The sequence below is a fragment of the Ruminococcus albus AD2013 genome (assembly GCF_000526775.1).
GTDB classification, from domain to species: domain Bacteria; phylum Bacillota; class Clostridia; order Oscillospirales; family Ruminococcaceae; genus Hominimerdicola; species Hominimerdicola alba_A.
Genome location: NZ_JAGS01000001.1, coordinates 433534 through 444582, shown reverse-complemented (window position 1 = coordinate 444582; position 11049 = coordinate 433534). Strand labels below are relative to the sequence as shown.

The following is an 11049-nucleotide window of genomic DNA, read 5'->3' as shown; positions in this document are numbered from 1 at the left end:
GATACCAAGCAGACTAATTATCTGAAGTATCTGCCGGGCATAGAAATACGCTTCATCATTCAGTTAATATATACTCGATTTAATTACCGCTTTTTTCTTACAACACAATGCAAGCGGCAGAAGCCTCGTTTTTCAAATGATTCCATGTGCAGTCCTGCATTTTTACATAATTTTCTGATTTCCTCTCTGCCGTATATGCGAACATCGCCCTTGCCTGCAAGGTTTACCAGCGGCAATTCGAGGGTATTGAATAACCAGCGTACTGCCGCTGAATCCATCGTCATGTCACGCAGTATCAGCCTGCCGTTCGGGCGAAGCACACGATACACACTATTAAAAAAGTCCTGCGGATTCGGATAATGATGAAAACTTTCACAGCAGATCACTGCATCAAAAGCATTTTCGGCAAAGGGAAGATTCTCACAGTCGCCTACTACCAGTTCTACACCCTTCATCTTCTTTCGTTTGGCAACCTCGATCATTTTCGGCGTCAGATCTATACCGGTATAGTGCTTTTCAGGATACTTTTTATGCAGCAGAGTAAGCATGGGGCCTGTTCCGCAGCCGCAATCCAGAAGATCGTTAAACGGCTCTTTTTCAAGTTCTGCCAGTACATCGGGATAGTCCTTTTTACACATATTGTACACACCTGCATTGTCCGATTCATAGATCTCGGCAGCTTTGGTAAACTCTTTTACGGATAATTCTTTGTATTTTTTGCTTGTCATAATGATATCCTTTCAGTTTTTCACGGAATAAAGTGAGCGAAAAATAAGCACTGATTTATATGTTATCCTTACTTTTTTACGCGGACATTTTTGCGAGAAACGTATCGTTGATATATAACTGACATATTCCGCACATCAATCCGTCTATATTAAATGTTGCTTTATATTGTATCTGCTTTAAGTTTATCGGATCATCTTTTATACCCCATTACTAAAAACAGATTTTCCTTTTTGCTGATCGATATATCAGCAAATCCTGCTGTTTTAAACATTTCAGCGATTTGCTCTGCCGTATATCTTGTCATACATGGAACTTTCTTCTCCCAATCTATATTCGGATCGCCATAATTATTGATGACTGCAAAACAGCCTCCTTTTACAAGTGAACGGCAGATCTCCACGAAAGCTCTTTCTGTTTTCTTCCAGAAGATAACAGTTTCAAATGCGGTGATGAGGTCTATACTGTTATCCTCGAGCGGCAGCTTTTCAGCACTGCATTTGATTATCTTTACACGTTTGCCAAGTTCTTCTTTATTGACCTTCTGTGCCTTTTTCACACTTTCTTCTGATATATCCAGCCCGATAAAATTTGCTTTTGTACTCATATCAAGCATACGTTTGATATTATAACCACCGCAGCAGCCCAGATCTGCGACCGTTCCGTTGTCAGGTATCCTGATCTGCTTCAACGCCCACTGAGCCATCGGCAGATGCTCTCTGTCCATACTGACAAGCATCATTCGTCCGAGAAGTTCTTTCGGATTTCCGAAATTATCTGTAAAACTCATGATTTTGCTCCTTAAGATCAATGTGATTTGAACAGCATTTAGTGATAAATTAATTCATCACAACACCAAAATTGCGATCATAATAACAACAGAGACTGACCATATTTTCCGTTTTCTGCATTTTCCCATTTTGAAGATAATGTAAAAAAGGGTTAATTTCCTTTTGTATCCATTATGAAAATGCACCGATCAGTGAAAAGATCCGGCCGATCTTTTCATCTGATAATGAGTGCATCTTCTTTATTGATATTCCTTCCTGCTATTTAAACTGACTATTAATATGCGCAGCTTCCTGATAAATTACCACCTGAACGTCGCCCAACGATCATTCACTTTCGGCAGCAGCAAGGCAAACAGCTTTGCTCGGATACTATATTTTTTCATTTCTTCATTGAAACTGTGTTCCTCCACAAGCTGTATCCCATCCGTCAGGTCGGCTATCTCCTGCCCCGAATCAGTACCGGAACAGAAATGCGCGTTTGTGTTTTTGACAGTATCATGGTGCTTTTCACTCTTCTGCATAAATTTGCAGTTCTGCTCGGCGATCAGGGTACCTCCGCTTGGAAAACTAATTTTCAGCACTTCAAGAAAGGTGCGTATCTGATCGAGCGTCAGGTACATAAACAGACCTTCGGCTATAAAAACAGGCTTTGATTTTCTGCCGGCAAGCGCTTTTTTCACGGGATCACACCATTTGCTGTCAAGCGCATTTCCAGCGATCATGGTCACACGGTCACGTTCGGTGAACGCCTTCTTTCTTGCTGCGATCAAATCGGGCAGATCAAGATCAAACCAAAGGATCTTTCCGTTATCAACTCTTGAAAACCGATCATCAAAGCCTGCACCGACATTGACGATCACGGTATCAGGGGCATTTCGTATAATTGCTTTCAGCTGACGGTCGAGCATGATCGTTCGCGCAACAACACCCTCGTGTGACATAAATTTGTCGTAGGGCTTTGTGTCAACTTTTAATGCTTTTATGATCTCGACAGCTTTCTGATCTCTGATCCTTGCATTTTTCCGTTTTGTCTCATTTGCCTTGACCGCAAGCGGGATCAGAGCAGTGGTCTGTACGTCGCCTAATTTCAGTTCCATAATTCGTTATCCTCCTTAATTAGGTTAGTTGTCGCTAACTGATATCTATATTATAGCATATCCTGACTCAGATTTCAAGATACTTTCAAAATAAAGCCATCCAATCATAAAAGGTTTTGAAAGTCTTTTTTGTGCAAAGTGCCGTTGCCACTTGAAACTGCTGTTTGGTGAGCAAAAGAAGTTTTTCTCGGATTCCATGTTCAGCGATCCGAACTTTCAGGACAGTGATACTGCAAAGAATTCTGTAGCATCGGGATTAAAAACAGCATTAAGGTGCACACCATAATGACAGCATACCATCTTGGAATTAAATTCAAATTGAAGCTATAGTATCTGCTTGCACAAGCATTTTTCGGATATATGGTTATTGACATCACATTGCAGATAGGATATAATGGTAATGCAACTAAACTTGGCATAAAACAAATTTTTTTGACAAGTTTGATTGGTGGAAGTTTTGCAAATGCCGTGTTATACTTTTCATAGAAACCGTATAAAGGAGGATCTCTATGAAAAAAGCACTGAAAATCATGGCAATAGTTATCATTTCACTTATAGTTGTTTTGTTAGTCGCTTTGGGAGTTTATTGGCATCATAATATGCACTGGTACGACAAATATCAAAAAGCACTTGACAAGGTCGGGGCTGAGGAAAAAAAGTTTACTCTGCCAAACGGAAATATCATAAATTACGGCGAAGTTAAAAACGACAAGCCCGCGCTTCTTCTTATCCACGGACAAATGGGTATATGGGAGGATTATGCACTTGTAATGCCCGAGCTTTGCAAGAACTGGCATATTTATGCAGTCGATGTGTACGGACACGGCGGTTCATCTCATGATGAAAGCCTTTACTATATCGATGTGAACGGCGATGACATTATCACATTCATCAATGAAGTTATCGGTGAGCCGACAGTTGTTGCAGGTCATTCCAACGGTGCATTAACGGCGGCATATATTGCTGCTTACGGCGGAGAGAATATCGCAGGCGCTGTGCTTGAAGATCCTCCTGTATTCAGCACTCAGGGTGAAGGCTGGGAGCAGAGCTTTGCATATCTTGACACCTATAAAAATCTCCATGATTACAATAATTCGGATAAAACCGAGTGCTGGGAAGCATATTATCTTCGTAACTGCTATTGGGGACAGCTTTTCATGAAGGACTCCATGCCAAAGATCGCAGACTATGCGCAGAGTTATCACGAAAAGCACCCCGATGAGCCTGTGAAGATAGGTTTTATGCCGTCCTCGGTATGGTATATTTTCCAATTTGCACAGGAGTATGACTTGGCATACGGTGAGCATTTTTATGACCTGACATGGAATCATGGTCTTACACATGAGCAGATACTTTCCGATATTGACGTACCTTGTGTTTATATCCATGCAAAGGAAAATACTGCTGAAGACGGAACATACCTCTGTGCAGCTTCCCGTGAACAGGCAGAGCGCGCAGTATCGTATATCGGAGACAATTGCCGCCTTATAGAAACAAGCGACAGCGATCATATTATCCATACCGCGCACAAGGACGATTATATCAATGCTGTTGATTCATTACTGAAATGAGGTATTATCATGCTGAAAGAAAATCTTATCATACTCCGCAATATCCACGGCTTTTCACAGGAGGAGATCGCTGAGAAGATCGGCATATCGCGGCAGGCTTACGCAAAATGGGAGAACGGCGCTACCGTTCCCGATATAGAAAAGTGTATGCGTCTCGCCGAAGTCTATGGTGTGTCAATAGATAGGCTTGTGAAAACAACGACACTTGACGGAAAAGAAGTTCTTCCTCCTCCGCCGACAGGTAAAAATATTTATGGATCGGTAACGATAAACGAACGAGGTCAGCTTGTAATACCGAAAGAAGTCAGAGATAAATTCGGATTGACAGGCGGTCAGAAACTGATCGTTCTGACCGATGATAAAGAAGGTATCGCTTTGATACCTTCGGAAATGTTTGAAAAAAAGATGCATCAGGCAATGGAATATGCTGCTTTGAAGCCGGAGAAATAAAATTCAGGGCTTCTAAAACTACAGCCCCAAAAGCCCCTTCCGAAATGCTGTACAAGATATACTTTGATACTGAGGTAATACTTCGGATATACTATAAAAGTGACATAATGCTTGAAAATAAATGTACAGAGTTCGACGAAACTTGCAATAGAAGAAGATCGAATTTCAAAAAACTGCTCCCGGAATTAAAACTATATATTCACTTTCCCTTGATCTCGATCCTGTCAAGTATCCCCTGCACACTTACATTCTGATGTGTAAGGTACATTCTTGCAACATCATGAATAAAGACCTTGTCAGCACCTGTTTTCTGCTGTATCGTTACATCATCACAGCCCTTGTCGATGAGTTTCATTATCTTTTTCACCAGTGCATAAGTGTCCGCATTATCGGACTTTTGCTTCGTCTGCACACCTTTTCCCGTAAGTTTTGCAGTCATCGCATGACCGTAATACACTGTCTTCGGATCAAGTTTCAGAAGCCCGCTCCAGCTTTCCTCTATCTGAGTGCCCTTGTGCATATCAAGCTCGTAAAGCGGATTAAGATCACCTACAAACAGCGCTCTCTCCTTTTCAAGCCAAAGTGAGATACTGTCATCACTGTGCCCGGGAGTATGTATTATTTCACCGCTGATACCCAGTTCTCCCAGAAAACTTCTGCTCTCCGAAACATTTACCAACCTGATTGAACTGTCGTCTATCGGAACAAAGTCCGAATCTTTTTCCTTTTCAAAAATATGGTCACTGCTATGGATATATTCCGCCTGAACATCAGATGCAACTATCGTAACACCGCTGTTTGCAATTTCCTGCGCAATGCCCATATGATCGGGGTGAAAGTGAGAGATCAGCAGATAACTTATATCCTGCAATTTCAGTTTGTTCTCGCCCAGCGCCCGACAAAGCTGAGGGAAAGTTCCCGCCCAGCCTGTATCAAACAGCAGACTCCCCTTCTTGCCCTTGATCAGATAAGTATTGGTGTTTGAATATTTTAATTCGATTATTGGTTTTGAAAACATGGTTTATCACCTTTTTACTCATATTCAGATCATTCATTTCAGCTCTGACATTCTCTATTTTCAATCCTGTTTTTGATCATATGATATGCAGCTGAACTCTTTATTTCTCGTGTTGCACTGCAAGATAAATCATACTTTTCTCTTGAATACATAATAATCCGGTTTCATACCGCCGTAGTGGATTAGTATAACACCCCTAGTCCAGCCCTCAAATATCCAGTAAGGCTCCCCGTTCGGGAGAAAATACAGGATATTATATTCACCGCTTTTACCGTTCAGATCTGTAACCGAAAAACTATTTGTACTGCTTATTCAGCCGATATTTTCCCATTTGCCTATTACACTATCATCATTTACAAATTCCATTCCGTTAGCAATTTTCATTGTGTCTCCCTCTTTGACTGAAAGCATATGATTATAAGCAAGCCGACAACTTACTTATATCCATAAATTATACCACTCCTCCCCGGAAAAAGCAATCCCTTTTCAGAGAAATCCTCCCTACGAAATCGCCAAGTTCTTTTGTCTTATCCATTTTTCCGCTGTCAATATTGGACTGATACTGCATCAGGGTATCATCACGGCAGGAGCAGTCAAAGAGTATTTTCACGCTGTCGCCGAAGAAATACACGACCACCTTATTTTCCGTACCCTTGCGGAAAATGCCGTGTCATTCGCTGCCATCCGAAGATTTTGCACCGTCCACCTCGACCTCATACCACTTGCCGATCTCAGGTTCACCTTGTAAACTCGGTCAGCTCTATTTACCATGCTCTTTGACTATTGATGCATAATAATCTAATTGCAATCAGATCAATCTTTAACACTTGCCTGCGGATATTTTTTCAGCAGGCAACAAGCGTTTCTCTTGTTCCATTTGATTTCTGTTCTCATTCTATTTTCTCATTTTTGAAATAGTTTTGTATCAGCCCCATCACTTACTCCGCAGATATAATAATGTCCAGTTCATCAAGTCTATTGAGCGCAGCTTTTTCATTACTTTGATCTACGGCCAGACAAGCAGTTATTTCAAACAAACCTGCAATATTATTGTAGCATATGCTATCTTAAATTTTCTTCCCATAAAAAACTCCTTCAGATTTAATTTTTCCAACCCGTGCTCACTGCACGTTTTGTAACCATATTATGATAGATTCCACCCATATCCATAAGGCTCTTATGGTCACCAGATTCGGCAATTTCTCCGTCTTTGATGACCATGATATTATCTGCATGAGCGATCGTATTGAGCCTGTGTGCGATGACTAACAGCGTTTTACCCTTGCAAAGCTCCGATATCGCCTGCTGTATGTAGCTCTCATTATCTGCATCAACGCTTGCAGTCGCTTCATCGAGAATGACAATGGGTGAATCTTTCAGAATACACCTTGCGATAGAAAGCCGCTGTGCCTGACCTCCCGAAAGGCTTGCTCCACCTTCACCGATCAACGTATCAAAACCGTCGGGCAGCTCCATAATGAAATCATAGCACCGTGCTTTTTTCGCGGCTTCAATGACTTCCTCACGGCTTGCATCGGGTCTGCCGAGAGCAATATTATTGTACACCGTATCCTGAAACAGATACACCCTCTGGAACACCATACTGATATTATCCATGAGTGCGGCAAGCGGTATCTTCCGTATATCTGTACCTCTCAGAAGTATCTCGCCGCTTTTCACATCCCAGAAACGTGTCAGCAGACTTGCGATCGTAGATTTTCCGCCGCCTGACGGTCCTACCAATGCGGTCATAGTACCCTTGTCTGCTTTGAATGATACGTCTTTGAGTATGTCTTTTTTATCGTATGCAAAGGTCACATTCCGATATTCGATCTCCGGTGCATTACTTTCTGTCAGCGTTTTTGTGCCGTTATCATCAAGCTCTTTCTCAGCAAAGAGCGCTTCGATCCTGTCCATACAAGCACTCATGACCGTGAGTCTTGCTTCCTGATCGTAAAAGGTTTTGATCGGGACGAACAGATCAAACAGACACAGAAGCATACCGAAGAAATACTTCATATCCATTAAGCCCTTTGAATAAAGGAAAGCCGAAAGTGTGAGCATCAGCACCGTGCCGATTCCGTAGATCAGGAACACGCCTCGTTTATAAGGGTGATGCGAGAACTCAAAATCGAGGTTAACACGGCAGTTGGTATCGAAGCTGTCGGTCAGTTCCTTCGACTTGTCGCCAAGCAGATTGTATGTCTTGATGATGCCGATACCTTCGGTGAAGTCAAGTACCGCCTGTGTTTGTATCTCGGATGCTTTCTGCTTTTCGTCCGAATGTACAAGGTCATTCTTCATCATACTCCTGCCGAGAAGTACTATACAACCCGTGACAGCAAGAGAAGCAAGACCCAGCCGCCAGTCGAATACGAACATAAACACGATCATGATAGCCTGAGAGAACAGATAGTTCATCATGTCCGCAAGCACCATCATGCAGTTTTCTTCGATGAACACCATATCCGTTGAGAGCACCGAGCTGATCTTTCCGATGTTGCCCTCGGTAAAATATCCCATCGGCAGACGTCGGAGATGTTCACCCAGCTTCATTCGCATATCGGCGAATATCAGATAACCCGCACCGCTTTGCAGCCTGTCGGCGATGTACTGGAACACCGCCTGCACTATAATACTTGCCACAAGAGCTATCGCGCTGTAAACAGCTGTTTTATTCGTCAGCGTGCCGTCAATGAATGCTGTAACGATGAAATATGTGAGAATTATCGGCATTTTCACGAGCAGACCTTTCAGGAATGAAAAGCCCATAGCACCGTATATCCTGCCCTGATATTTTCCCGAAACGCTGAGTATTCGTTTTATCATTCTGATCATACTTTCACCTCATTCCCGATTTGCCAATTTGCTCTTGCTTCACTGCTGTTCCAGAGCTTTTGATACTCTTCGCAGCTTTCAAGCAGTTTTTCGTGTGTATCGGCGGCGATGATATTTCCGTCCTTCATAACGCATATCTTATCTGCGTTAACTATCGTCTGCAAGCGATGAGCGATGACAAGAACAGTCTTACCTTTGATGATCTCGCCGATCGCAGCATTCATTTTCTCTTCGTTTTCGGGGTCAATAAAAGCTGTTGCTTCGTCAAGGACGATAACGGGAGCATTTTTCAGTATCGCTCTCGCAAGAGAGATACGCTGACGCTCTCCGCCTGAAAGCATTTTACCGCCGTCACCTGCCATTGTATCAATACCCTTCGGCAGACGGGTAAGAAATTCGCCGCACTGAGCTTTTTCGGCTGCCGCCATAACTTTCTCGCGTGTCGCGTCGGGTTTTCCGATGAGGATATTCTCATACAGCGTGGTATTGAACAAAAACTGCTCCTGCGAAACGTAGGAGATATTGTCGTTCAGCGCTTCAATGCTCATATCGGTGATATCCTGTCCCCCGAGAGTTATCTTTCCACCGTTCAGGTCGTAGTAATGCACGAGCAGCTTTGCAAGCGTGGATTTGCCGCTGCCCGATTCTCCAACAAGTGCCGTGAGCGTACCCTCGCCGAGTTCGAGCGATACACCGTGCAGAACTTCCTGTTCCTTGTACGCAAAACGCACATCATTGAATTTAACGATATGCGAATTGCCCGTAAATGAGTTGTCGTTCGTTTTCAACGGCTCATTATCCATAGCCTTTTCGATCTCATCTATCTTGTATCCGAGCTGTGGTATCTTTCCTGCAAAAGCAAGTGCTTTCAGAAGCGGCATTCCTACCGACAGCGACAGGCAGAATACAAGAACCAGATCCGCAAGCGTTGATGTGCCGTTCAGTACAAAGATCGTTCCCACCGGAAGCATCACCAGTGCCACACAAGGAATGATCGCATTGTAAAGTGCCATCCATGGCCAGCAGACCTTGTACCACGCAAGTGTGAAGTCGCGATAGTTTTTGATGTCACTTTCATAACGCTGATAGGATTCGCCATCCCTTCCGAAGACCTTGACCACTTCCATACCGTTTACATACTCAATGATCGTTGCGTTCATCTTTGCAGAAGCAGCGTAGTAAGCGTTCATTCGCTCCATTCCCGCCTTGAACATCATACCCATTGCAAACAGACCCAAAGGCAAAGAACAGAGCGACAACAGGGCTAATTTCCAATCTGCAAAGAACATACAGATGATCGCTATCAGTGCCATAGAAAGATTTGCGACGCCCTCGGGGATAGCGTGTGCAAGCAGTATCTCAACTTGATCTATATCATCGGTGAAAAGCTTTTTTATCTTGCCGTTGCCCATATCCTGAATTGCACCGAGTGGCTGACGCTCCAGTTTTTTCTGTAATGATATACGGATATTTTTCAAAGTGTTGTATGCGGAAATGTGCGAGAATTTAAGTCCCCAAACATATAAGATAGCGCAGACTAACTCGCACACAAAAATAATGGCTATATGCATAGCATAATAGCCTGCGGAAAGTGTTTCTCCGCTTATCAGTGGTTTTATGATACGATACACCATAAAGAACGGCACAGCGGAAGATATCAGACCCGAAAACATCGCTCCAAAAGCCGCATAGGTATACTTAATATAACTGCCCATATAGGGCTTGATCTTGTTAAACAAAGTTCTCATCGCCTTTCTTTAGCATAATAACCTCCTGCCAGTTGAAGAAACGGCAGATTATCCTGCAATGCTCCTCGATCTGCTCCCATGACATTTCATGAACAAATGGTTCGCAGATACATGTCCAGAATGCTGAAAGCAGCACATGGAACTCCTCCCGTGTTACCTCAGCGTGTGCTAAACTGCGCTTTTTCGCTTCTGCGTAGTACTGTTCATATGCATAGCTCATTTTGTTCACAAAGTCGTGATTGAAGCTCTCATACCTTGTACCGGCAGCTTTGTCGATCAGTAGGGCGAAGGTCTGACGATTTTCATAGAGCAAGCGAAACAACGGACACATCGAATCGTAGGTCATCTGCCATGAATCGTATATCTCCTTGTCCGAAAGCGCTGAAAAGTCGATATCCGAGCGTTTCTTTACAAATAAATCAAGATGCTCGGCTATATCGTCAACAACTGAACAGAACAAGTCCTCCTTACTCTTGTAGCGTTTGTAGACTGCACCGGTCGTGATACCGGCATTCTCGCAGATCGTTTTAAGTTCCGCTTTGATGAATCCCTTGTCAAGAAATTCCGCTTTTGCACTTGCAAGCAGGCGCGGGTCGATACTTTTATCGGGGACTGACATAGGTATTCTCCTCTCATTGAAATTTGTATTACCGATAATCCAATTATCATATTAGCATAAACTAACCGATTTGTCAAGTGCTGCGGCCGTACTTTTTGAAAATATGCAGAATAGCTATAATTTGATTTATGGATCTTCAAACTCCCTATGGCTGAGCTGAAAAAGTTTCGCGAGAAGAACTACTTTCCATT

Annotated in this window: 10 protein-coding genes; 2 read left to right on the top strand and 8 right to left on the bottom strand. The window is 43.0% G+C overall.

The features are described from left to right. Positions 1-83: 83 nt before the first annotated feature. The 3 genes from N773_RS0101895 to N773_RS0101885 form a co-directional block, all read right to left on the bottom strand. Positions 84-728: a class I SAM-dependent methyltransferase gene (locus tag N773_RS0101895; RefSeq protein WP_024856182.1), complete on the bottom strand. Its 645-nt coding sequence runs from the start codon at positions 726-728 to the stop codon at positions 84-86. 191 nt (positions 729-919) lie between these two features. After that, entirely contained in the window at positions 920-1516 is a 597-nt protein-coding gene (locus N773_RS0101890) for a class I SAM-dependent methyltransferase (RefSeq protein ID WP_024856181.1), read from the bottom strand. Between the two features lie 300 nt (positions 1517-1816). Further along, positions 1817-2614: a class I SAM-dependent methyltransferase gene (locus tag N773_RS0101885; RefSeq protein ID WP_024856180.1), complete on the bottom strand. Its 798-nt coding sequence runs from the start codon at positions 2612-2614 to the stop codon at positions 1817-1819. Between the two features lie 509 nt (positions 2615-3123). Between N773_RS0101885 and N773_RS0101880 the strand changes: the two genes are divergently transcribed. Both N773_RS0101880 and N773_RS0101875 read left to right on the top strand, forming a co-directional pair. Then, complete coding sequence (locus N773_RS0101880) at positions 3124-4185, top strand: alpha/beta fold hydrolase (protein WP_024856179.1); 1062 nt, start codon at positions 3124-3126, stop codon at positions 4183-4185. A gap of 9 nt (positions 4186-4194) precedes the next feature. After that, a complete protein-coding gene (locus N773_RS0101875) occupies positions 4195-4635 on the top strand; it encodes a helix-turn-helix domain-containing protein (protein WP_043537732.1) in 441 nt (146 codons plus the stop codon). 199 nt (positions 4636-4834) lie between these two features. On the opposite strand, the gene N773_RS0101870 is transcribed toward N773_RS0101875, so the two are convergent. From N773_RS0101870 to N773_RS0101850, 5 genes are all read right to left on the bottom strand, one after another. Further along, positions 4835-5653 carry an MBL fold metallo-hydrolase gene (locus N773_RS0101870; protein WP_024856177.1) on the bottom strand — a complete coding sequence of 273 codons (819 nt, stop codon included), beginning with the start codon at positions 5651-5653 and terminating at the stop codon, positions 4835-4837. Positions 5654-6104: 451 nt separating this feature from the next. Continuing rightward, the gene (locus N773_RS0101865) at positions 6105-6290 is read right to left on the bottom strand and encodes a hypothetical protein (RefSeq protein ID WP_155250848.1); all 186 of its coding nucleotides are present in this window, start codon (positions 6288-6290) and stop codon (positions 6105-6107) included. Positions 6291-6754: 464 nt separating this feature from the next. Further along, positions 6755-8491 (bottom strand): ABC transporter ATP-binding protein, encoded by a 1737-nt coding sequence (locus N773_RS0101860; RefSeq protein WP_024856175.1) that lies wholly within the window; start codon positions 8489-8491, stop codon positions 6755-6757. After that, positions 8488-10230 carry an ABC transporter ATP-binding protein gene (locus tag N773_RS0101855; RefSeq protein ID WP_024856174.1) on the bottom strand — a complete coding sequence of 581 codons (1743 nt, stop codon included), beginning with the start codon at positions 10228-10230 and terminating at the stop codon, positions 8488-8490. Before N773_RS0101855 ends, N773_RS0101860 begins: the two co-directional genes overlap by 4 nt. Continuing rightward, on the bottom strand, positions 10223-10858 hold the full coding sequence (locus N773_RS0101850; protein WP_024856173.1) for a TetR/AcrR family transcriptional regulator: 636 nt from the start codon (positions 10856-10858) through the stop codon (positions 10223-10225). The genes N773_RS0101855 and N773_RS0101850 overlap by 8 nt, the downstream gene beginning before the upstream one ends. Positions 10859-11049 lie beyond the last annotated feature (191 nt).